The 23,519-nt window shown below is 43.8% G+C and carries 22 protein-coding genes; 10 read left to right on the top strand and 12 right to left on the bottom strand.

Features of this window, described 5'->3' with window-relative positions:
- Positions 1 to 5 precede the first annotated feature (5 nt).
- The 4 genes from C5Z26_RS09240 to C5Z26_RS09225 form a co-directional block, all read right to left on the bottom strand.
- Positions 6 to 1,487: an ABC transporter permease gene (locus C5Z26_RS09240; RefSeq protein WP_105449672.1), complete on the bottom strand. Its 1,482-nt coding sequence runs from the start codon at positions 1,485 to 1,487 to the stop codon at positions 6 to 8.
- 253 nt (positions 1,488 to 1,740) lie between these two features.
- Positions 1,741 to 3,498 (bottom strand): pyruvate oxidase, encoded by a 1,758-nt coding sequence (gene spxB / locus C5Z26_RS09235; RefSeq protein ID WP_105449671.1) that lies wholly within the window; start codon positions 3,496 to 3,498, stop codon positions 1,741 to 1,743.
- Positions 3,499 to 3,674: 176 nt separating this feature from the next.
- Entirely contained in the window at positions 3,675 to 4,244 is a 570-nt protein-coding gene (locus C5Z26_RS09230; protein ID WP_105449670.1) for a DNA-3-methyladenine glycosylase I, read from the bottom strand.
- 114 nt (positions 4,245 to 4,358) lie between these two features.
- Entirely contained in the window at positions 4,359 to 8,498 is a 4,140-nt protein-coding gene (locus C5Z26_RS09225) for an MMPL family transporter (protein ID WP_105449669.1), read from the bottom strand.
- A gap of 180 nt (positions 8,499 to 8,678) precedes the next feature.
- On the opposite strand from C5Z26_RS09225, the gene C5Z26_RS09220 reads away from it, so the two are divergent.
- The gene (locus C5Z26_RS09220) at positions 8,679 to 9,266 is read left to right on the top strand and encodes a TetR/AcrR family transcriptional regulator (protein WP_105449668.1); all 588 of its coding nucleotides are present in this window, start codon (positions 8,679 to 8,681) and stop codon (positions 9,264 to 9,266) included.
- A gap of 148 nt (positions 9,267 to 9,414) precedes the next feature.
- Positions 9,415 to 9,684 carry a hypothetical protein gene (locus C5Z26_RS09215; RefSeq protein WP_105450168.1) on the top strand — a complete coding sequence of 90 codons (270 nt, stop codon included), beginning with the start codon at positions 9,415 to 9,417 and terminating at the stop codon, positions 9,682 to 9,684.
- Positions 9,685 to 9,755: 71 nt separating this feature from the next.
- Here the strand turns inward: C5Z26_RS09215 and C5Z26_RS09210 are convergent, their stop codons facing one another.
- Both C5Z26_RS09210 and C5Z26_RS09205 read right to left on the bottom strand, forming a co-directional pair.
- Positions 9,756 to 10,433 carry a GTP pyrophosphokinase gene (locus C5Z26_RS09210; protein ID WP_105449667.1) on the bottom strand — a complete coding sequence of 226 codons (678 nt, stop codon included), beginning with the start codon at positions 10,431 to 10,433 and terminating at the stop codon, positions 9,756 to 9,758.
- Positions 10,434 to 10,477: 44 nt separating this feature from the next.
- Positions 10,478 to 10,765 carry a hypothetical protein gene (locus C5Z26_RS09205; RefSeq protein ID WP_105449666.1) on the bottom strand — a complete coding sequence of 96 codons (288 nt, stop codon included), beginning with the start codon at positions 10,763 to 10,765 and terminating at the stop codon, positions 10,478 to 10,480.
- A 292-nt stretch (positions 10,766 to 11,057) separates the two neighbouring features.
- Between C5Z26_RS09205 and C5Z26_RS09200 the strand changes: the two genes are divergently transcribed.
- The gene (locus tag C5Z26_RS09200; protein WP_105449665.1) at positions 11,058 to 12,080 is read left to right on the top strand and encodes an LCP family protein; all 1,023 of its coding nucleotides are present in this window, start codon (positions 11,058 to 11,060) and stop codon (positions 12,078 to 12,080) included.
- 104 nt (positions 12,081 to 12,184) lie between these two features.
- Here the strand turns inward: C5Z26_RS09200 and C5Z26_RS09195 are convergent, their stop codons facing one another.
- Positions 12,185 to 12,445: a hypothetical protein gene (locus tag C5Z26_RS09195; RefSeq protein ID WP_105449664.1), complete on the bottom strand. Its 261-nt coding sequence runs from the start codon at positions 12,443 to 12,445 to the stop codon at positions 12,185 to 12,187.
- Between the two features lie 234 nt (positions 12,446 to 12,679).
- On the opposite strand from C5Z26_RS09195, the gene C5Z26_RS09190 reads away from it, so the two are divergent.
- Positions 12,680 to 12,991 (top strand): hypothetical protein, encoded by a 312-nt coding sequence (locus tag C5Z26_RS09190; RefSeq protein ID WP_105449663.1) that lies wholly within the window; start codon positions 12,680 to 12,682, stop codon positions 12,989 to 12,991.
- 53 nt (positions 12,992 to 13,044) lie between these two features.
- Here the strand turns inward: C5Z26_RS09190 and celB are convergent, their stop codons facing one another.
- From celB to C5Z26_RS09175, 3 genes are all read right to left on the bottom strand, one after another.
- The gene (celB, locus tag C5Z26_RS09185) at positions 13,045 to 14,367 is read right to left on the bottom strand and encodes a PTS cellobiose transporter subunit IIC (RefSeq protein WP_105449662.1); all 1,323 of its coding nucleotides are present in this window, start codon (positions 14,365 to 14,367) and stop codon (positions 13,045 to 13,047) included.
- Positions 14,368 to 14,678: 311 nt separating this feature from the next.
- A complete protein-coding gene (locus C5Z26_RS09180; protein ID WP_105449661.1) occupies positions 14,679 to 15,410 on the bottom strand; it encodes a MurR/RpiR family transcriptional regulator in 732 nt (243 codons plus the stop codon).
- Positions 15,411 to 15,493: 83 nt separating this feature from the next.
- The gene (locus C5Z26_RS09175) at positions 15,494 to 15,781 is read right to left on the bottom strand and encodes a hypothetical protein (protein ID WP_105449660.1); all 288 of its coding nucleotides are present in this window, start codon (positions 15,779 to 15,781) and stop codon (positions 15,494 to 15,496) included.
- Positions 15,782 to 15,942: 161 nt separating this feature from the next.
- On the opposite strand from C5Z26_RS09175, the gene C5Z26_RS09170 reads away from it, so the two are divergent.
- The 6 genes from C5Z26_RS09170 to C5Z26_RS09145 all read left to right on the top strand — a co-directional run bounded on the left by C5Z26_RS09170 (position 15,943) and on the right by C5Z26_RS09145 (position 20,411).
- On the top strand, positions 15,943 to 16,653 hold the full coding sequence (locus tag C5Z26_RS09170; protein ID WP_105449659.1) for a response regulator transcription factor: 711 nt from the start codon (positions 15,943 to 15,945) through the stop codon (positions 16,651 to 16,653).
- Positions 16,637 to 18,019 carry a sensor histidine kinase gene (locus C5Z26_RS09165; protein WP_105449658.1) on the top strand — a complete coding sequence of 461 codons (1,383 nt, stop codon included), beginning with the start codon at positions 16,637 to 16,639 and terminating at the stop codon, positions 18,017 to 18,019. The genes C5Z26_RS09170 and C5Z26_RS09165 overlap by 17 nt, the downstream gene beginning before the upstream one ends.
- Positions 18,020 to 18,195: 176 nt before the next feature.
- Positions 18,196 to 18,444: a hypothetical protein gene (locus tag C5Z26_RS09160; RefSeq protein WP_105449657.1), complete on the top strand. Its 249-nt coding sequence runs from the start codon at positions 18,196 to 18,198 to the stop codon at positions 18,442 to 18,444.
- A 47-nt stretch (positions 18,445 to 18,491) separates the two neighbouring features.
- Complete coding sequence (locus C5Z26_RS09155; RefSeq protein ID WP_105449656.1) at positions 18,492 to 18,797, top strand: hypothetical protein; 306 nt, start codon at positions 18,492 to 18,494, stop codon at positions 18,795 to 18,797.
- Between the two features lie 30 nt (positions 18,798 to 18,827).
- Entirely contained in the window at positions 18,828 to 19,442 is a 615-nt protein-coding gene (locus C5Z26_RS09150; RefSeq protein ID WP_105449655.1) for a hypothetical protein, read from the top strand.
- 771 nt (positions 19,443 to 20,213) lie between these two features.
- On the top strand, positions 20,214 to 20,411 hold the full coding sequence (locus C5Z26_RS09145) for a hypothetical protein (RefSeq protein ID WP_105449654.1): 198 nt from the start codon (positions 20,214 to 20,216) through the stop codon (positions 20,409 to 20,411).
- A gap of 838 nt (positions 20,412 to 21,249) precedes the next feature.
- Here the strand turns inward: C5Z26_RS09145 and C5Z26_RS09140 are convergent.
- A complete protein-coding gene (locus tag C5Z26_RS09140) occupies positions 21,250 to 22,611 on the bottom strand; it encodes an Nramp family divalent metal transporter (protein ID WP_199774992.1) in 1,362 nt (453 codons plus the stop codon).
- Positions 22,612 to 22,818: 207 nt separating this feature from the next.
- Positions 22,819 to 23,511, bottom strand: coding sequence for a TetR/AcrR family transcriptional regulator (locus C5Z26_RS09135; RefSeq protein ID WP_105449652.1), 693 nt, complete (start codon positions 23,509 to 23,511; stop codon positions 22,819 to 22,821).
- Positions 23,512 to 23,519: the final 8 nt, after the last annotated feature.

The raw sequence follows: 23,519 nt of genomic DNA, 5'->3' as shown, positions 1-23,519 counted from the left end.
CCTCCCTATTCAATTAAGACTTTCTTCGGTTGTAGTCGGAGAATTCCACCAGATGCTAGCATAATGGATAAGAACATAATCGCTAAGCCAAAACCACCTAGTTCAACTAAGTCCATAATGGTAACGCTGATATCCAATTCCGTTTGCTTTTGTGAGGCGGTTGCACTCGTGGTACTGCTGCCTGGATTGCCGCCCATATTACCACTAGGCTTACTACCACCTGTAGTGCCACTAGGTGCGCCACCGCCAGTGCCACCGGGTTGTCCCGTTTGGGTACTGGTGGTACTTGTCGTGGCCGTCGTCGTTTGTTGGGAAACCAATTGTTGACCTAACTGATTACCCACGAACTTACCGCCAATGCCAGCAATGACAATTGAAACAACTAAAACCATCACCATTTCAACGAAGAACTGGGCCACAATCTTCCACCGGGCTTCACCTAAGGATAGCAAGACACCAATCTCATAGCGTCGTTCCCGAATCATCAAGATAACGATTAGGGCCAAAATAATGGTCCCAGCAATCGCCACTAACCAGACAATTTTATCTGCAAAGGACTTCACGTTATTCATCGACGCCTTGACCGTTTGATAACTACTATCATCCGTCGTCAACGCATATTTCGACGTGTTGATTAATTGTTTACCGGCTTTTTTAACCGCACTCACTTTAGCTGGATCCGAGACGTTAAACGTAATCGAATCAGCCGTGTTCTTATATTTCGAGCCTTTGACCGTATTCGCAAAGGTATATGATGTATAGACACTGTTCGATGGATCGGTTGCATCTGGCCCTTGGGCAGTCGTCGTGCTAGAACTAGCCTTGTAGACCCCAACAATCTTCATCGTATAAGTCGTCTTGCTTCCGGTGGTCGCTTTAAGTTTAATGGTATCACCCACACTCAAGCTATCTTCTTTGGCAAGTTCACTTTCAATGACGACATTAGTCGTGCCTTCATCAGCCGTGGTAATCCCGCGGCCTTTGGTAATTTTGCTCGTGCTATTTTCAAAATCAGAAGTTGCACTGGTTGATGTTACCCCAGAAATCGCAATATCGCCGGAACTGGTGGTACTTGCGCCACCCATCCCTTTCATACCACCACCTTGACTACTACTAGAAGTCGAAATAGCATCAAAATCTTTAGCATTTGCAGACGTCGAAACCGTTGCCGAATAACTGGCAATGTTATTAAGTTTCGCAATCTTTTTGGCATCACTTAACTTAACGGGCGAAGTCGTTAAAGTCGGCTTGCTCTTTTTGCTCGTTGATGCGCTTCGCATCTTCTTAAAAGCAGCGTCGCGATTTGCAGCCAGCGTGACGGTTGCCCCGACACTCTGCTTCGCATTACTCGTTGCCGTATCAGCGGCATTTCGAATCAAAAGACCGGCCAATACAAATAACATAATAGCTGATGTGACCAGAATTAATAGGACCGAGCGCCCTTTCTTCGCTGTTAAATTAAGCCATGCGCGTTTAAAGAAATTCACGGCTTGTAACCTCCTTAAAAAATAAGTATTGAGACTGCTTGTGACTGAACAAGTTCTAACATACCCGGCAAAAGTATCTAAAATGTGAAGTTCCTAAGTCAATTCATCGGCTACTCAACGAATTTTTTTGATAAGCAACGTCTAATGCTCAAATAGATGGGCTTAAATCAAAAAAACAGTTACGTACGCCATTTACTGGCTAACGTAACTGTTTAACTTACCATTTATTATGATTAACACGCCTTAATTGACGCTATTTAACCCCAAATTTACTAAAATAAGCGGACAGTGGTTGTAATTCTTCAGCATCATAAGTGTGTTTAAAATCAGCCACCGACGCTGCTGATGTCTTCGCTGGATCAACATCTAAGATTTCAACTGGTAAACCCCGTTTAGCGGTAATCTTGGCATCAATGAGTACCGGACGACCGGCTTTGATTTCTGCCATCGCGGTTTCAAAGGCCGCATGCAGTTGGTCAAATCGTTCGACTTTAATCCCCTTAACGCCCATGCCTTCTGCAATCATGGCAAAGTCAGCGCCAATTAAATCGATTCCGTAATAAGGCTGTGGCACATCTTCTTGTTCCGACTTAATAAAGTTCAACGTTTGATTCGACGTCACAATATTAAAGATTGGCAATTGGTATTTCACTTCGGTCAATAAATCCTGCATGACCATTGAAAAGGCGCCGTCACCCGCAATATTGAATGCTTGGCGTTCTGGATAACTTAACTTTGCTGCAATCGCTCCTGGCACGCCGGCACCCATGGTTGCAAATAATGCCGAAGTTAATAATTTTTGTTTCGGATTCATCTTTAAGAAACGGAAACTATTAATCGTATTGTCACCGACATCCATTGAGAAGATGGCATCATCGGCTGCGACACGATTGATTTCTTGATAAACTTGTTCATATTCCAATGGATCAGTGGTCCGTTCACTGAGCCGTTGCAGATAACGTTGCCAATCCGCCATATCGGCTTGAGCAGCCTGATAATATGGCGATGGTGCCGCTGGTTCACCTAACGTCAAAGCCCGTTTAATAAAGGCTTTCGCATCGCCATGAATCCCATAATCTAAGTGATGATGCCGACCAAACTTAGCCACATCTAGTTCAATCTGGACATACTTGAACGAATGCGTGGTATACATGATTTGTGCAAAGGAATAATCGGCCCCAATGGAAACCACTAAGTCTGTAATTGCCATTAACTCATCCGCCGCTTTTGACGCCGCACGATAAGCACTACCCATGTTGCCAGCAAAGCTATCTGGAATCACACCTTTAGCCAAGCCAGTGATAATAATCGGAACTTGTAACCGGTCAGCTAACTGCATCATGGCTTCGGTAGCACCGCGAGCCCCTTGTCCCACATGAAAGACCGGATACTTGGCCGCCTTGATTAAAGTGAGCACGTGCTCAATCTGATCATCGGCAATTGCTGGCGCCGTGACCGTATTCGCCGGCACACTCGCTGAATCGTAAGCCACATCGGGGATTTCCACGTAGCCAAAATCATTTGGAATCGTGACAACCGCCACGCCCTTTTCCTTATAAGCGGTCCGAATGGCCTTATCGACCACGTATGGCAAGCTTTCAGCCGTCATGACGGTTCGATTAAAGACCGCCACGTCACTAAACATGGGTTCCTCCGCAAACTCTTGGAAATAATCATAATTCATATTGGTATGAGCCACTTGCCCTACCAAGGCCAACACTGGCACATGATCTTCTTTAGCATCATAGAGGCCATTTAAAAGATTGACAGCACCTGGACCCGCGGACCCAAAAGCGACCCCAATCTGACCAGTCAACTTTGCTGCCGCCGCAGCTGCTAAAGCCCCGACCTGTTCATGGCGCACTTGAACATAGTGCAAGCGGGCTTGTTCCACATCAAGTGCATGCATCGTCGAATTAAACGATCCACCAGCGTACCCATAAATCTGCTTAACGCCCCATGCTTCCAAAACTTTTAACATTGCAACTGATGCTTCAACTGTTTTACCCATGATAATTGCCTTCTTTTAAGTATTATTGTTAGCGTTTTCATTTATGAGTTAACTGTAACGCTATTTGGTGTAAAATTCAATTGTTTACAATCAAAAAAACGATCTAATTCATTGTTAGAATTAGGTCGTTCAAACAAGCATCGTAATACGCTAACAGCTAAAGTTCGTCAAAGTTATCAGTAATTGGTCTTTCGATGTTCCGGCGCCCAATCACAGCTCGCCAAATGATCATTGACCAAGCCAGCGCCTTGTAAATAAGCATAAATCGTGGTCGGGCCGACAAACTTAAAACCTAATTTTTTCATAGCCTTCGAGATTTCAATCGCTAAGGTGGTCGTCGCCGGTAAGTCACGACTAGTCGGCCAGGCTTGCCGGATTGGTTGGTCATTGACAAACTGCCATAACCACGCTGAATAGGCCTGTTTTAATGGCCAATCACGAATAATTTTCGCATTATTAATCGTCGCCATGAGTTTTTGGCGATGCCGAATAATGCGTGCATCCGTTAATAACCGATCCACATCAGCCGTGGTCATGGCGGCCACGCGCTCAATATCATAATTATAAAAGTCTTCATTAAAAGCTGCCCGTTTATTCAGCACCGTTTGCCAACTCAACCCAGCCTGATAGGTTTCGAGGCATAACAGTTCAAACAATCGTTGCTGATTATGAACCGGTTGCCCCCATTCGGTATCATGATAATGCTGCATTGCTGGCGATGAATTCGCCCAGTCACATCTCGTCATTTGCTGACCTCCAATTTCAACTAAAAAACGACGCCCGCCGAAATTGATTACTCAATTTCGACCGGCGTCGCCAGTGCTTTAACAGTAACATACCTGCTAAATTATCTTTAATAATTAGTGTCGGTTACGCTTGGTTTGCTCGCCAGCTTCGTCATCATCCGTCATCTTATCAGTCAACGGATACGTTAACCGAATCAAACTTGGAATAACCGCTGGAATCGCAAAGACTAAGATAATCAACCCGATGATAACGACCATTGCAACTTGAATCAAGGTTAAGACCCCAGATGGCATCAAGGCCGCGAAGGTCCCACTCAAGATTAACGCTGCGGATAAGACAACCGCACCAATAACAGCCGAAGCCCGTACAATCCGGGTACTTGGCGTTGCCGAAGTATTGTCAAATTCACGGTACTTCATCATCAAGAAGATACTGTAATCAACCCCAAGGGCGATTAACATGATAAACCCGAAGAATGGCGTGTTCCAAGTTAACATGTCTTGGCCCATGAACCAACTGCTGAGCATCCGTGTAATACTTAAGGACATAATGTAAGCCAATAATAAGGTCCCTAAGATATAGAATGGTTGCAAGACTGAACGGGTGATAACCATTAAGGCAATCAGAATCCCGATTAACATAATCGCAGCCGTCCGAATGAAGTCACTCGACGCAATTGATTGAGTATCGTTAGTCGTTGAGGTCTGACCACCGATAGCAATCGTTGAACCTGCTAAGGAAGTCCCCTTCAACGCATTCGTTGCTTGCGTTTGAATGGCATTAACCTTATTCATTGCCGCCTTCGAACTTGGATTATCATTTAAGACAATCGTCATCTTAGTGGCATGGTTATTACCAGACATGTAGGCCTTCAAAGCAGTCTTGTAAGTCTTACCCTTTAAGGTACTCTTCGGTACATAGTAAGTCTTGGCCGCATCCGACTTCTTCAAACCGACTAGGTAGCTATTCGCTGACCCAACCCCTTTGTTAATCGTCTTCGTGCCATCACTCGCCGTACCTAAGCCTTTTTGTAAGGTTGCCATTTGCTTAACTAGACTTTGTAACGTGGTATACATGGTCTGGTTCCCATCAGCAACTTGTGAAGCGCCGTCCGCTAAGGTTGCTGAATTAGCAACTAACTTATTGGTCCCAGCGTCTAACGCACTGATTGCACTTGTTAAGGTTGGAATTTGACCTTGTAAACTCGTCATCCCAGTTGAAACTTGGCTGGCACCAGAAGACAACTTGTTAACACCACTCACAAGCGTTGGCACTTGGGCATTTAATTGCCCGTTACCACTTGCAAGTTGTGAGGCCCCACTGTTAAGGGCACTGGAATTGGCAACTAACTTGTTCGTCCCAGCATCCAAAGCACTGATGGCACTCGTTAAGGTTGGAATAGATGATTGTAACGTTCCAACCCCATTGTTAACTTGGTTAGCACCCGAAGCAGCGCTTGAAACACCGTTCGTGTATTCGCCTAAGCTGGAAGCCAACGTCGTTGTACCAGATTGTAGTTGACTCAGCCCAGTCGTTAATTGACTAGAACCAGGTACTAAACCAAGTTGCGTATTGGTACCTTCGAGTGCAACTTCAATTTTTTGCATGCTGGCAACTGCTGTTTGCAACTTACTAATTGCTTCCATAGAAGCTTCATTGCCTGCAATTACACTTTTAGCTAACGTACCCACATCAGACAAGCCACTTAACCGATTGCTTAAATCGGCTGCCTCTTTTTGCATATTGTTTATTGGCGTTTGTAACGCAGATAACGCTCGCAACCCATCTTCGGCATTGGTTGTCGAACCAGCTTTCGTGGTTGCCGTTGATGAATTAGCATTGGGATTTTGTGCCGCAACTTCGGAAGCAACCGCAGCACTGATGGCTGATTTTTCAGTATCCGTTGCCGACGAACCGGCTGCCGCAATCGCTGCCGAAGCAACTGAATTGGCATTGACACTGGTACTAGGTTCACTCGCCTCTGCAGCGTCCTTACTGGAGGCACTTTCTAAAGCACTCTTAATGGTATCCATGTGAGTTTGTGAGGTTGCCATCGTATCTTTAAAAGTATTCAACGTTGAAATGTTTTGTTTAATAGTGCCCGGTAACTGAGTTAAAGTTGTCATCTGCTCATTAATCGCCTTTAGCTCACCCGCCAATTGCGTTAATTGTGTTAATTGCGCCGTATTAAAGTTACCTGTCCCAGCTTTAATCTGTTCATCCATTTGGGCTAAACCATTAGAAATTGAGCTAGCGCCAGTTTGTAACTTTGCCACATTGGAGGTTAGATTTGCAGTGCCATTAGCAATCGTTGCATTATTACTACTTAACTGATCCAACCCAGTTGACAACGATTGGGTCCCACTAAATAGTTGATTAACACTCGAACTCAACGTGCCAGTCTTACTATTTAACGTATTTAAGCCATTATTAACCGTGTAAACGCCGTTCGTGTAAGTTACGACCCCGGTCTTTAAACTATTGGCCCCCGTTGATAACTGACTCGTGGCACTGGCAAGCGTCCCGGTCTTACTACTTAACGTATTCAACCCGGTGCTAACTTGCTTCGAGCCACTTGCTAACTGGTTGACACCACTAGATAACGTCCCAGTCTTACTGTTCAACTGGTCTAACCCGTTATTAACCGTGTAAACACCGTTGGCATAAGTGACCACGCCATCAGCGACCGTTTTAGCCCCGGTAGCAAGCTCTTTAGCATCACTGACACCAGATGACATGTTGGACCCTTTGAGCTGACTATCGGCACTATCTAAGCCACTACTAATCTTAGTGAGGCCTTTACTTGCCGATTTCATCCCACTTGTTACTGTTCCTAATTGACTCTTAACGTATAACGCACTGATTTCTGAGCCACCTGGTTGGGTCGCTGAAGCCACGGTCTTAACACCGTCGACTTTTTGCAGTTGTTTCGTTAATGAATCAATCACTTTTAGATCTTTTTCGTTATTTAACGCATGATCACTCTTGATATATAAGGTTGATGGTTCCGCCGTCCCTTTCGAGAAATGCGTTTGAACCACTTTAAACCCTTGCTTAGCCGGAATCGTATCTTTCAATTCAGCTAAAGTATCATAATTTAATTGATTGTCATACGTCACAATGAATGGCAACGACACCCCTAAAACCACGACCAACGCGATAATTGGATAACGCACTGAACTGGCCGAAATGCCATGCCACATTTTACTGGTACTACCGCCGGCAAACTTCTTAGTTGGCCAGAATAATCTTGGTCCTAAGATTGCCATGAAGAATGGGTTCAAGGTTAGTAAAACTAACAACAAGACTGCCACCGCAATGGCAACCCCAACGGCTGACCGATAAATCGAGAAGTTCGCTAAACCTAACGATGTGAACCCAATTAAGACAGATGACCCACTATAGAGAATGGTTCGTCCAGCAATCTTTAACGCTCGCCCAGTCGCGGCGACTGGACTATCGCCATGACTGAGTTCTTCTTTGAATTGATCGAATAGCAAAATATTGTAGTCGGTCCCAATCCCAAAGAGCACCACGACCATAAAGACTTCAGTAAAGTTTGATAGTGGAAAATCAAATTTATTAACCAAATTCATCACGATACTCAAGGAAATAATGAAGGAGACCCCAACTGATAATAATGAAACTAATGGTGTAATCGGTGACCGGAAGACTAACGTCAACACAATGAAAATAAAGATGACGGTAATAATTTCAGTCTTTTGAATCCCGGCTTCCGTTTCTTGCGTAAAGTCATCATTTAAGATGTCACTCCCAGTGATATAGGTTTTCACCCCACTGGTTTTGGCACCGTCTGTGATGCTAGCGGTCATATTCTCAACGGTTTGATTCTTACCGACCATCAATTGTAACAACTCGGTTGATTTATCTTTAGAAATCAATTGTTTCTTAGCCGCTGAGTTATCACTCGCAGCCGTCATTGATTTCACATGATATTTCGACTTTTGAACCTTGAAGCGTTGGATCGTCCCAGCGATTTCTTGCTTCTGGTTAGCTGTTAATGGCTTATCACCATTACTAAAGACCACCACTACTTGGCGCGTATTGTTCTGATTACGTCCCCAATGATCTTGGATAACTTGTGCAACTTGACTCTTAGCCGAACTCGGCAACTGTGTCTGGCCCTTATCACGAACCAGTTGGCTGACATTTGGGAGCATAACAATGGCCGCCACCATTACTACGACCCAAATGAGTGCCTGGATTATAAAGCGTCTATGACTCCCTTTCAATCTGTATCCCTTCCCTAAATCAGATTCTAAAACGACATCGTGACATTTAATCAACAATGTGTTTAAATAATAACAACATGTTAGTTGAAAACAATATAAATTTCAACCAACAATTTTCATAAATATGTCATTAAATAAACAATTAATAGTGAACTGTCCATATAATGGAGTGATTTTAAAATGGTTGGAACAAAAAACAATCGGCGGTCCCAAATGACCGACCGTTTAATCCAAGATAGCTTAATTGAACTACTACAAAAACAGACGATTAACGAAATTACTGTGACTGCGATTTGCAAGGTCGCTGACATTAATCGTGGGACCTTTTATGCCCACTACGAAGACGTCAAAGACTGCATGCATACCATGGAACAAGATGCCACCAAAGAATTACTCGCTGTGATCAATGAACATACGCATCCGAATTCCTTACGTGCGATTTTAACGGGAATTTTCGAAATCGTAAAAAAGCGGCATGCCGTAACCTCCTTTATTTTGACCACTGACCAAGACTTTTTGATGCATTTTATTGCCACAACTAAACGCGAAATTCTCGAGCATGACCGTGCGAAAGTCGACGACGCGACTAGCATCCGTGAGGGTCAGTATATGTTTGAATACTACTTAAATGGTATCGTGGGCGTTGTGCGTTATTGGTTGAAGACTGGGTTGCAAGAGACCCCCGAACAACTTGCGAGCTTCATTAATGATTGGTGGTATCGCGGCAAACCTCTGAAAGATATTACCGATTTGCCCACCGAACCTTAACTAGCTTTACCAATTCACAACTTTCCTTACCGGAACTAAAGCAATTCATAACAAAAAGATCACTTAACCCCAGCAAAATGACCCTATTTTATCAGTATGATTATCATAGTGTTACTAATGAAGTCAGCTGGAAAGTGAGATGCACAAGATGCTACTGGATAATAACCCACGTATTAAAAATATCATGGCGGCTAAAATTGTGAAAGTATTCTATCCTCAAATTATTGTCCAAACTGAAACCGGGCAATATCTCCCCGTCAACGTCAGCAATCGGCAGCGCCAAGACTCAATATTTTGGGAAAGCGTCCAAGATATTTGGCACGCTCAACTGTGGGTCCCTATCGGCCGTAAGTTCCACCAATTACTCGCCGACGACTGGGTGCTACCGCAACGTGATGAACTAGCTTTACACAACTAAAAATAAAACAAAGCGCCGGCTAACTGGTTTAAAACCAATTGGCTGGCGTCTTTTTGCGGTGCGCAGGCTAGTTACTTAGGATCTTGATCATACATCCGAGTCTTAATATCATCCATTTCTTGATCTAAACGAGTAATTAACCGAGCCTTTTTAGTCAAGGCCCGCTGTAAGGTCGCTTGTTCAGGCACATTCTTTTTATAGTTCAGTTCATGTTCTAACGACGCCCAGAAATTCATCGCAATCGTCCGAATCTGCAATTCGACTTCAATAATATTCGGGCCATCGACGGTATACACTGGGACGCCCAAAATCAAATGTAGGCTTTGATAGCCATTCGCCTTCGGGTGATGCACATAATCTTTGACGCGTAACACTTTAATATCCGCTTGGGTCGCCAATAAGTCTTCGACGATTTTAATGTCGCTCAAAAATCGAACGATTAACCGAATCCCAGCAATATCATGTAAATTATCAAACACCGTTGCCAGCGTTAACGGTAACTGCTTACGTTTGACCTTACCGATGATACTTTCCGGCGACTTGATGCGGGACTGTTCACTATCAATCAACGCATAGCCATAGCGTAGTTCATACTCACGACTAATATAGTCTAACTTATCTAAAACAAGCTTCATCGCGACTTCATACCGTAACGAATACGCCTTCAGCTGGTCAACTGCTTGTAATAATTCGGGAGCGGCGGGTAATAATTGATTGGCCGCATCCGACTGAGGATTTGCTTTACTCACGTTGTTTTATCGCTCCAATGATTAACTTGACTAAGCTAACAATATTATTGAATCGTGACTAACCATTCTCTTACAATCTGGTGATAGTCAATCGTGTATTGGTCACGGCCGGCATGGTAACTCAAACGACCCGCAACGTCTTTAAAATCACTCGGGATTAACCCATGACTTTCCAACACGTTCAGATGACCTAACACCACCCGATCCTCCAGAAAATGTTCAAATCGGTGCCAAAAACGTTGAAAACTGGCAAAATCTTCGATGTCAAAAATCTCATTACGCAAGACCTCCGCATCAAATTCAAGGCGGATTTTAGATTCCTTTAATGCCATAACAAGCGCCTCCTTATCTTTCAATTCTACCCTTATATCATAAGCATTATCGTCACGTGACGCAATCTTATTCCGTTAATTTAACCTTTCATTAAACGACCCGGTCTTTTCCGGCCAGACTATTTGCACAGTTACCTATCTAAGACGGTTCAATGGTATCTATTTTTTAAATTACGTACACTTAAATTAAGTATTTTCCAGCTCACAACAAAACCGGTATGCTAGCTACTATAGTTTTTAAAAACGCGGGGAACTTTGCACCAAAAAACAGAGGGGAAGTTACAAACAACTTATGGCACATTTTAAATTACGACCGGTACTAATCGCAGGGGGCATCGTTGCCTTAATCGTTTTAATTGCTGGCGGCCTATTCGTCCATCAAACTTTAGCGGCCTACCAATCATCAATTAATTCCGGTAAAACGGCCAAAAATGTCGACACCAGCAAACCACTCAGCATCTTATTATTGGGGACCGATACTGGCGCCGATGGCCGGATTGATAAGGGGAATTCTGATACGATTATGGTCGTGACCATCAATCCGCAGACTAAAAAAACCGTCATTACCAGTATTCCACGTGACACCTTAGCCGAAATGGTGGGCGACTCACAAACTAATGTCCAAAAACTAAACGCCGCTTACAATATCGGCGGTTCCGATATGGCAAAAGCTAGTGTCAGCCGGTTGCTCAACATCCCCATTAACTACTATGCCACAATTAATATGGGTGGTTTGAAACAAATTGTGAATGCCGTTGGCGGGGTCACCATCACCAGTCCGATGGATGTCACCTTTGATAATATTACCGTCACTAAAGGGACCCATCACCTCAATGGGAAAGAAGCATTGGCGTATACTCGGATGCGGCACCAAGATCCACGGGGCGATTATGGCCGCCAGCTACGGCAGCAACAAGTCATGAAGGCAGTCCTCGCTAAACTTGCTAAAACGGCGACTCTCACTCATTACAGTGAATTACTAAGTTCACTTAAGGGCAACTTAAAGACCGACCTGAGCTTCAAAGAATTAGTCGGTTTAGCCACACATGACCATGAAAACACGAAGAATATTCAGTCTACGCAACTGGTTGGTACGCCCGCTTGGATTAATACCAGTTCTTATCAAATCGCTAGTACGAAGACCTTACAAGCAACTTCTGATGCGATTCGCCAACAATTAGGGCTAAAAAAGGCTAAGTTGTCGAATATGGAAACCAAATTAAATGCGTTAAATCCGACCTATGATGGCATTAATAATTTAAATTATGACACCAATGGTTTGGACCGCATCACTTATACCGATAGTACCAACTAAAAATCAAGCAGCACCTAAATAGACACCGCAAGAATTGTCATAACTCATTCTTGCAGTGTCTATTCTTTTGGTCCTGATTACTTTATCTTAATCGCCGAATACCATTAACACTGGTGGTGCCAATTCATTAATTGGGTTATTAAGCCACCCGTATCGTCATTAAATTCATACTTTTTGTGATTAGCCGCTGTCACGATTTGGTGGTGACTAATGCGCAAATCACTCACGCGAAAGGTCAATTCAAAAGGCTTAAAAGCTTGAAGTGACCGAATTCGAATCCATTCTGCCTGCTGACTTGCCGCTACAAAAAAATACTGTTCCGCCGTCGTCTTCAAATCAATTTGCTTCAAAATACCCGTTTCCATGACTTAAACCTCCCACTTGTGACTTACTTTTGAGTCTACTATAGCTGGTGAAACGCGTTTCAGGTCAAGCGATTACGCTTCATTTTTTCAATTGCAACTATGTTTATTACATTTCAATAACACTTCTGCAAAAGGCTAGGATTATTAGTCAAACGGTTGTACTATATATTGGAAAGTTAATTTAAGGGCTGACGTAATTAACGCCGCTCTATCACGACAAAGGAGCTGACAATCATGGTCGTCACCGCTACAAGCCATCAATATAATTATTGCTACTTACTTGAATTAACCGGCAATCGTTATACTGACTTATTGGTCAATCTCGCCCCCGATGAGCAAAATATGGGGACTTGGGAACGCGTCTATTCCGCTAATTTACCGACTTGGCGGCTTTGGACTAACGCCAATGCTGATATGGTCCGTTTTGTCATCACGCACATTATCGCGCGCCATGCGCTCCCACAAAACGACTATTGGCTTATTCAATATCAAGGTCACGACCATCAGCATCCTAAGTTACTACATCCGCAATTTCATACGAGTTAATTAACAAAAACGAGCCCGGGGATTTCCCCAAGCTCGTTATTTATTTACTCATATTAAGCTTTGACAGTTTCGCCAGCTGCTTGTTTTTCAGCAAATGTTTTTTCTTCTTTGATCTTATCACGATCTAAGGCCTTAAAGAAGAAGTAGTAAATCGCACCATCCATGATGATATTAGCAATTTGTAAGACCACCCCAGAAATGTGACCCGTTGCTAAATATCCAGAAATGATTGGTGGCGTGGTCCAAGGAACCATAACCCCCATCGTCTTAGCAACCAAGCCAGTCGACATCGTGACATAAGTAGTCACAACATTAGCTAATGGCGCCACGATAAATGGAATTGCCATTCGATAGTTCATAACGATTGGTAACCCAAAGACGATTGGTTCATTGATATTAAAGATAGCCGGACCAATAATCAATTTACCTAACGTCTTAAATTCAGCACTCTTCGAGACAAAGGCAATCATGAATGCTAACCCTAAGGTCGCACCAGAACCACCCATGTGGACGAAGTTATCGAAGAATTGTTGGGTAACGACGTTTGGTAAAGCTTTACCAGCTTGTAACGCATGCGCATTTTGTGACATCGCAGCCAACCAGATTGGTTGCATGACACCACTGACCACGTTAGCACCATGAATCCCAAAGATCCAAAGGATACAAACGACGAATTCAGCAACCATCGCACCAGGTAAGGTGTTGCTTAGTAAGCCTAATGGTTTTGCTAACACGAAAGAAATCACATTTGGGATACTTTGCATTGGCGTTGCTTCAACAAGTAAGCGTAACAACCAGATGAGAACCAAGATAATGGCCCCTGGTACTAACGCTGCAAACGAGTTACTAACAGCCGGCGGTACACTATCAGGCATTTTAATCGTCCAATTGCGGTGCACCATAAAGACATAAAGATCGGTAATAAATAGACCAATAATAAGAGCTGTAAACAAACCGGCTGAATCAAGTTGGGTCAATGGTACCCATAAAGCCCCAGCTTTGTCGCTGGTAAATGGAATTGTTAATAAGAATGCACTCATCGAAACAATCGCCGCTGAAATTGGATCAACTTTGTAACTCTTTGCCAAGTTATAAGCAATCCCGATAACGGCAATCAACCCCATCACATGGAATGAGGCGTTAGTTGGATATTGAACAATCGTTGCCCAGTTCTTACCAAAGGTATTCAACATAAATGTTTGATAACCTTTGATTGGAAACTGCGCGATAATCATGAAGACCGACCCGATAATAATCATTGGTACGGCTAGTGTCATCCCATCACGTAACGCGATTAAGTGACGAGAACCAGCAATCTTACCAAATAATGGGACAAGTCGATCATTAACGAAACTTGATTTATTATTTTCGCTCATGTCGTGACCCCCTAGAATAATTTAAAAACCACTTAGCTGTAACTGGCTTGGATATCGCCAAACCAATTCATCTAAAACCTACCTACCAACAACGGCCGCTTGCCAGTAAGCCTTGCTAACTTATAAATAACAATATGTTTCACAACCACGTCCAACTTATTCAGTAAAAAAGTTGAATGCGCTTTCCACAACATCCATTATACCAATCGATGAGTGAATGTATACCCTTTCAAAACAAACAGTGTGCTGTTTCCAATAAAGGAATTCGTTCCAATTATGAAACATGTTCCACATTAACTTGATATACCGGTCTATGCCAATGGTTGCACGCCCATCGCCAATTGTTCTAAGAAATAAACGACTGGTAATTGTGATAAAGTACTGCCACCACTGACCGCTTGCACTTCTGGAATATCGTAGGTTAAGACCACATCGCCAATCCCCGCCGCTGTTGAATGACTACTAGCGGTGATGACGATTAAGTGCGCCCCACTTTGCTGATAATATAGCCCCTGTTGAATCACCGCTTCGGATTCTCCAGAAACCGATAAGAGCAATAATACGGTTTGTGACAAATCACGATGTTGGACGGGTAACGGTTGCGTTGTCTCCGCAATTTGTAGGGCATACACGCCAAAGTTAGCTAGTAAGTGCGTCCCATAACTCGCTAAGCCTTTGCTCGTCCCCGCACCAATGAGAACTACTGTTTGAGCATGTTGAATCAAGGTCGTCGCTTGTTGTAATTTCGTCGTGACTGCCGGAATATTCAGACGGTCAAAAAAGGCCCGCATCGGTACCACTGTTTTAGCTAAGGGTTGTTCGGCATCTTGCTTTAACTGTTCGCGCAAGGTAAATTTGAATTCAGCGTAGCCGTCATACCCCATCCGCTTTAAAAACCGCAAGATGGTCGTCGCCGAGACATGACTTTGATTCGCTAATTGCCGAATCGTCATCGTGCTCACTTCCACCGGATGACCCATAATATACTTATAAATCTCAATCTCTAAGCGATTTAACTGCTGAACTTGATCATATGAAAACATCTTTTCCACCTCAAGCTTTTATTAATTGGTATATTATATAATTCATAGTTACAACCAGCATTTGTAGGAACAAATTCCAATTATTACCGATCGCCCCAGCGGCCATCCATTTCCGGCTTAATTGTGATAGCCGTCATTTCAAGCGGACAAGTCGCAATCGCCGCCGTCAACTTTTGCGTAAACTCGGCTACCTTAAATGGTGAATCGACTTCCCAGGTTTTAAAATTAGGGGTTCGGTTTACCTGACCTAACGCCATAATCGCTGGCACCGTTTTTGGATCCACAGCCGGCGCCGTTTTTTTAATAATGATGGCATACCGATAATGCCCACTATGATATAAGGCTTGCATTGCATCGCCAAAAAGTCCCATTTTGCCACTACCTTTCCATTTTGTTACTAGCCCAAGTTTACCATAAGTCACTAAGGCGCTTACATTTAGATTATAAAGTCAATTGCCAATTCAGTCGACTATCGCCAAATATCCGTTATAATTAATCTAATCAATCATCATCAAAGGAGTTTTGTTAACCGATGAAAAATACAATTTTAATCGTGGAAGATGAACATAGCCTCTCCGGTTACTTAACCAAAGAATTACAATTTGAAGATTTCAAAGTACTAGTCGCTGATGACGGCTTGGCAGCAATGGCGACTTACGAAGCCCATCAAAATGAACTCTTGCTCATCTTACTAGACTGGATGCTCCCCAAGCTAGACGGCATGGAGGTCCTCCGGCGGATTCGTAAACACGACCAAGTGCCAGTCATCATCATGACTGCCCGCGATTATATCGGCGATAAAGTTGCTGGCTTAGATAATGGCGCCGATGATTATATGACTAAACCCTTCGAAATCGAAGAACTCTTGGCTCGGGTCCGGGTCATTCAGCGCCGTGCCGAAAATCAAGTTGAACCCAATCAAGTTTATCAACTTGATGACCTGGTTTTAGATACTAAGGCGCACCGAGTGACTAATGCTGGCACCGACGTCCAACTCACCCATCGTGAATACGACTTATTGCAATTTTTCTTAGCCCATCCCGAACAAGTCTTCACCCGTGATGACTTACTCGATCAAGTCTGGGGGGCCGACTTTTTAGGCCAACAAAACGTCGTCGATGTCTACGTGGGTTATTTACGCAATAAAATCACCAGTCCAACCGCCGTCGACCCCTTAATTAAAACGGTCCGCGGGGTCGGCTATAAACTAAGGGAGCCATTAGCCAATGCCCAAAACAACTGACACCACCCTCACCTATGAGCAACTGATTAACCGGGCCATCAAACGACTGGTCTTGACCATTACCCTGATGATTAGCTTGATTATCTTAGTCTTAGTTGGGGTCCAGCAGACCGTTAATACGACGCATGAGGCCCATGACCTGATGAGCAGTCTGAAACGAGCCAACATTAAAGACGTGCCGAGTTTTATTCAGTGGAATAATTCAACCACTCGCAACACGAAGCAACCCGCCTTTATTCGGGTCACGACGCAAAAAGCGACGTTAACAACCACGACGAAGAGCCGCCGCACCATCTTAACATCGCCGTCATCCAAAAGTTTTTTTGCTAATCACCAGACGCACCTAGTTGGGCCTCTAATTTACGTCCAAAAATTCGGCTTCTTTCTATTATATACGCAAAAAGATGGTCACAATACGTATCAACTGGGTGTGAGCTTGCAGCGCTTAATGCATAGCTTACTCATTTTGATTGTGTTAATCATTGCGGTTACCCTCTTGACTCTAGCCATTGGTACTTGGTGGGCGCACCGCTTAGCTGCCCGGTTGAGTGCCCCAACAATTGCGCTCGTACATGAGACAAAATATACGTCAAACAATCCAGAAGCTGATCAACCCACGCTAAAAGTCCCGGCTAGTCCACGTGAAATCAACGATTTAGGACAAGCCTTTAATGAACTCTTAGTGACCCAGAATCACCGGCTGCAACACGAACGGCAATTCATTTCGGATGCTTCCCACGAATTACGGACCCCAATTGCAGCTATTCGGGGTAATCTCAGTCTCATTCGTCGCCGTGGCACAGCACATCCGGAAGTCATCCCGGAATCCTTACATTTTATCGATGAAGAGTCCTTACGCATGCAACATCTGATCGAGAATCTCTTACATTTATCCCGGGCCGATCGGGCCAAGTTAACCTTGACGGACCAAAACCTATCGGACCTCTTAATACAACTAACCGAACATTATCAGCCCGCTTGGTCACAACCCTTAAAATTAGCCATTGCCCAAAACATTCACGTCGCTGGTAATGCTGAGATGCTACAACAAATTGTCGTTGCCCTCTTAGATAATGCCCATAAGTATTCACCGGCCGACCAGCCGATTACGTTAAGCTTAATCCAGACCGCTGAACAAATTCAGCTGGTCGTCGCTGACTTAGGTGAGGGCATCCCAGCCGACCAAAAAGCCGCCATTTTCCAACGATTCTATCGCGTCGACCAAGCACGGTCACAAACGATTGAAGGCAGCGGCTTAGGCTTAGCAATTGTGCAACAGCTGGTCACTTTAAATCAAGCGACCATCACGGTCACTGATAATCAGCCCCAAGGGACGATTTTCACGGTCAGTTGGACCCTCGCTTGACCTTTTTAACCAGCCACCACAAGCAGTTATGACTGCTTATGGTGGCTATTTTTTGTGCTTACATGCTTTTCTAAGAAATTTTTATTTAAAGCTTACTAAAACTCGATAGTTAGTTAGGCCAATTCCCGGTAAACTAAAGTCATTCAAGTCAAGCCAGCAACTAAGGAGTTGTCCATATGTTATTAGATACCGACCCAAAAATTAAAAACATTACTGCGGTGCATTTAGTCAAAGTCTTTTATCCCCTCATCATCGCTAAAAGTGAACAAGGTGAATACATCAAGGTTAAGTTAAGTGACGCTCAACTCAGTGATCCCCTCTTTTGGGAAACGGCACGCAACATTTGCAACTCCAAATTATGGGTGCCACTTGGCCGTCACTTCCATCAACTACTTTCAAACGATTGGCTGATGCCAGTCGCCTAAGGGAAAAATAACGCTAACTTTAATCAACTAAAAGGAGTTCGATACTAATGAAAAATACATTTAAAAAGCTCACCATCACCTTAATGGCCGCCGGGACCCTCTTCGCAACCACCGCTACCGCCATGGCTGACACGACCCCCACTACGACTGCCCAAACGACAACAACCCTGACTAAAAGAGTCACTCACGAGACTAACTTGGCAATGCCCGTAACTAAACACCCCATTGCCCCTGACCTGACCCCCAAAGCAACGAAGTTAGTCAATAAGACCATCCAAAACCAAGTGCTCGCAACAATCGATACTAGTAGTCAAAGCCTTGATAAACTCAAATACCAACCAACTGCTGATTAAGCCTACCAAATTCGAAAGGAGCCCTGCCAGATGTCGACTTTAACCACTGCAATTGAACAACAATTACGTCAAAATTATCAACGTCCCATCATTAAGACGCCCACCCAAGGCATCTGGTACACTGGTGCCGATCTGCTTGAAGATGCAGCACTGTGTCGGACCAGTTTACAACAGCAGGCCGTGACCCCTGGACAAACCATTCTGATTAGTCTCATTAACTTAACAACTTTACCGGCTTTATTACTAGCCAGCTGGCAATTAAACTTAACCGTGCAGCTGACGCCACCCACGGCAACGCTACCGCAACTGGCACCGCAACGTTATGCAGCCATGGTTTATCCCCCCGCCCAGATGCAGCAATTGGCCCAGCAACTTAATCCAACAGAAATTAGTCGGTTACCCTTGTTACTGAACACCGCCCCCGACTTTGCATACTTCGTCCATGACTTAGCCCCTAAACTAACTACCGCCACACCCCCGGCCCTAATACTAGCAGCCGGTCACGCTTATTCTCTGGCTGATTTAAAACAAGCCGCCAACAGTCCCAGCACCCCGGTGATTGATATTTATGACTTTGAAACAGGCATCCGACCACTGCTAGCGACGCTCCTCAACTTGACACCCTTTACCTTAGCCGCCGGTTAACCAAATTTTGCTCACAAAAAAACGAGCCAAGGACTTATCCCAAGCTCGCTACTTTAATGCATTATCATTGTCGGCAGAACAATCCGCCTTAAAGGTTGACAACACACTTGGATAGGTACGTGATATAGTTGTACCAATGAGGGAGATGAAACTCCTTGCAGTTCAAACTAAAAAAGCCAACGAAAATCGAGTTCGCTTTAACAGTGAACCTGATAATCATCAGCTTAGAAGTCAGAAAACGATTTGATGAACCAAGTTACAAAGTCAAGCTACAGCTTAACTTATGGGTCTTCAAAATCGAATTTAGTTGTGAGTTGTGAGTTTCACAAGGGGTGTTAGCCCACCCCTTGTTGGTACGTTTTCATTATATCAAATATACAGTGCTACTGCACTAAAAAAGGGGGGGAAACCATGAACCGATTTAAGCCTAAAAATGTGAAAGTGAGTGTCAACCGCATTACGCTGAAACAGGCATTACCGAACATTACTGTTTGGCTGCTATTGATTAGCTTGCTAGTATGGCTATTCATACTCAGATAGGTAAATACGATAATGTTACGTCTGCTGGTAATTGTGGCGTTAACCATGCTCGAGATATTAATGCCGTCAGGAGCATAAACTAAGCGCTTAACCAGCCTTGCTAGGCTCGAAACAAGCCGTGATAAATAACTGTAACTGCTGTGCAGTGCTAGCCACTATTGCGTAAGTTAGCGGTGTTCTCAGCAGCTCAGTCGTCTATGGCCGAGTATTTCACAGGGGAGGTAATATACGATGGCGTATAGCGAAGCCAAAAAGGCCGCTAATCAGCGGTGGGATCGTAAGAACAAGGAGCGGGTAAATTATATTCAGTATCGGTCAAAAGCCCGCAATTTTATAAAAAATGAAGCTACCCTAAAGGACGTGGCCGAATTTCAAGAGTTGTTGTCAGCCCGTATGCAGGAGTTGATAGCAGAAAATGAGTCTAAATAATATAGTTTCTAGCTAGTAGCTACGACCCTGATTGGTTGTGGCTACTATTTTTTCTGGCGTCTGAAATCATCTGTACCATCGGACCAAACACGTAAGCCATTCTCAGATGTTTTAAGCGATTCGGTGGGGTGTCTATAATATGGATTGAGTATAAACGCAAGGGCTGGTTATGACAGTCCTCACAAGTCTAGTGCAGTTTACGTTGGTGACTAACCATTTTTGAAATTGGGTGAGTGGTTGATCTATTGGTGGCCCTGTTTGCCGATTGGTTAGATCGTAGGCAACACTCTAACCCACCCGTTTATTTACATAAGCGATAAGCGTAAAAAGTCCCTCAACTACTCCACATAGTTGGGGGACTTGGTGTATCCAATATTTTAGTGTTCCTTGCAACAGTATTATAACAGGCATCAAAACCGAAAACTATTGTTTCCTCGCCTAATTTCGTCTTTAAGACAAAATAAAAGTGCAAAATCCATTGGCTTTGCGCCTATCCAAGTGTATGCTTTAGTTATGGTCAAGTGAGGGAGTAATTACCCCGAACAAGACTTAGCAAGATATAGTGTGTGCCCGAACCCCTCACATTCTAGGCTAGGAGGTACGGACATGACTATATTACTAGAAAGGCTTACGGATTGGTCGACTTTTCAATTAGTATCTGGGTTTTTGCCAACGCATTTTACATTTATGCCAAGGCTTACCGGATAATAAAAGAGACTAACCACAAAAAGGGTTAGTCACCAACGTAAACCGCACTAGACTTGCGAACTTGCGGGGGCTGTCACTAGCAGCCCTCGCTTTTATACTCTAATTATACCTGATACCAGCCATAATTCAATTAAACTAAACCAATTGTTTGCAGAATCAAGTAAATATTCAAAATAATCAGTACCGCCGTAATGACCCAAGCGGTCCACTTAACCCACGTGCGACTCTTGAAGTTCCCCATCAGTTGCTTATCACTCGTAAACATGACGAGTGGAATCATCGCAAATGGTAAGGCAATACTCAAGAAGACTTGCGAGAAGGTCAATAAACTTTCAATCTTAGCTTCATTGCCATGATAATAAATGGCGAATACCAAGACGGGTGTTACTGAGATCAGCCGAGTTAACAACCGTTGTGCCCATAATGGCATCTTTAGCCGGATGAACCCTTCCATAATAATCTGACCAGATAACGTCCCTGTAATGGTTGAACTTTGACCAGAAGCCAGTAACGCAACTGCGAACAACATACTTAATACTGGGCTGGCAATCGCCCCAACAACCTTACTATCACCCAAGGCGTTGTATAAATCCACGAAACGACCCAAGTCACCCTTAGTCCCAAAGAACAAAGCAGCCCCTAAGATTAAGAGCAAACTGTTCACAACAAACGCAACTGATAATTGAATATTAGAATCAATCGTGGTGAACTTAACCGCTTTGGCAACTTCTTTTTCATCGCTACGGTCAACTGCTCGTGTTTGCGAAATTGACGAACCAAGATACAGATTATGCGGCATAACTGTCGCCCCAACAATCCCTAATGCCAAGTACAGCATTGATTGATTGCTGACAATTTTTGTGGTTGGCACATAACCTTTGAACATTTCTGGGACGTTAGGTTGTGAAATAATAACTTCATATAAGAAAACAAATAAGATAACGGCAACTAAGGTTGCAACAATTGCTTCAATCTTTCGGAAACCAAGCTTCATCAACAACAACAAGATTAAGACGTCGGCCGTTGTTATCAGAATCCCCACAATTAAGGGGAAGCCGAATAACAACTTTAAGGCAATCCCAGAACCAATGATTTCGGCCACATCCGTTGCCATAATCGCTAATTCAGTAATAACCCAGAGGAAGATTCCCATCCCTTTTGACGTTCGTTCACGTGTCAATTGGGCTAAATCTTTACCTGTGACAATCCCTAACCGTGCTGCCATTGCTTGCAATAACATGGCAATTAAACTTGATAACAAGATAACGGATAGCAATGCGTACTTATATTGTGAACCCCCAGCAATTGATGTAATCCAGTTCCCTGGATCCATGTAACCAACTGCTACCAGTGCGCCCGGGCCCGTATATGCAACTAATGTGCGCCAAAAGTTTGCATTTTTCGGGACCCGAACACTCCCATTCACTTCGTCCAAGCTCTTACTATCGGTCCCAGTTGAATGAACCCCCGTACTACCTTTGGTGGCCACCATCGCTGAACGGTCCTTCGTTTTTGCTAGTTTCATTATGAAACCCTCTCTTCTATTGGTTTAGAATTCAGGTTGTGGACTACTGTGTGATCCTCAACAGCTAACACCCGTTACTATTCAATTGAGCGCTCGCTTTAATTCCAATAAGTAGTATATCATCATTGAAAAATTAGTCAACTGTTTTCACTTATTTTTTTGGTGTTCCTAAACTCACTCAAACCCAGGTTCATCAACATGTAAGGGCATCCGTCGTGGGCTCAAGCCATTTACTAAGAAATCACTGAGGTACGTGATTTTAGCTGGGTTAGCGAGTTGATTCAAAGCGGGATATAGGACCGCTTCCACCAAGTAGCCCCCAAGCGTTGAAAACAACAACTGTAAAATCATATGATTAGGCCAATCGACCAATTCGCCCGCCGCTTTTAATCGATCCATCACTTGATTGGCCTGCGTTAAAATCGCTGGCGAAACCATGCCCATAACCGCAGCACGATCGGCGGAATTATTGAAGAATTGCGACAAAATCACCGCCAGTGACGCCCGATTCTGTTCAACAAAAGCGACGCGATCAGACACTAAGGCAAATACAAAGGCATCTAACGTTTGATGATCACGCTCTAAGACCGCTTGATCTAAAGCATTTAGCATGGCTGGCAGGACTTGCTTCACGATTGGTTGCATGATAGCAGCGAGAATCCCATTTTTATTCGTAAAATTATGAAAAAGAGTCCCCTCAGCGACCCCTGCTCGGTCAGCAATTTCACGCGTGCCGACTTCTTCATACCCTTTATCAGCAAATAACGCTAAGGCCGCAGCAAGTATTTTTTGTTGGGTTTTGGTAATTTGACCATCCTTACTCAACGAGGCGGCATAATATGCCTGGATAGTTTCAAGCTCACTCATGTTGGCCT

This window comes from Lactobacillus sp. CBA3606 (assembly GCF_002970935.1).
In the GTDB taxonomy this organism is placed as follows: Bacteria; Bacillota; Bacilli; order Lactobacillales; family Lactobacillaceae; genus Lactiplantibacillus.
The sequence above is the reverse complement of the archived record's forward strand: the minus strand, read 5'-3'. Positions and strand labels throughout refer to the sequence as shown.